Annotated in this window: 1 pseudogene; it reads left to right on the forward strand. The window is 54.8% G+C overall.

Going from position 1 to position 385, the window contains the following annotated elements:
• Positions 1–338: pseudogene (locus EE949_RS05145) on the forward strand (hypothetical protein); the annotation flags it as partial.
• Between the last annotated feature and the right edge of the window lie 47 nt (positions 339–385).

Genomic DNA, 385 nt, shown 5'->3' on the forward strand with positions numbered 1-385 from the left:
AGCTACTAGCCGGCCTGTATCCATTAGTGCTTGGCATTCCCCTACTCTTCTGGCTCATCGGCCACATCGTCATCAACTACTGCCCCCGCATCTGGTTCCGTCCTCCCAAGGGCCCACTCTGGGAGCTGAACCGCCGAACAGGTCTGGTCACGATCTTCGACTACAAACGCCATCGAAAGGAAGGCGTGATAGACGAGTTCATCGCACCGTTCTACGAGTTCGATGCCTACATGATTACCACCCGTGATCGTTACGGCTCCTGCCACGGATTGCTGCTCCGCCATCGTTATGAAGACAGGCAGATCAACTTTCATTCGTTGCTCGGCCCTGACGACTTCTAGCATCGTCCCTGCGCGCTGTGGGATTTTCTGCAGAACTACATGAA

It is taken from the genome of Pseudomonas viridiflava (assembly GCF_900602065.1).
Classification (GTDB): Bacteria; Pseudomonadota; Gammaproteobacteria; order Pseudomonadales; family Pseudomonadaceae; genus Aquipseudomonas.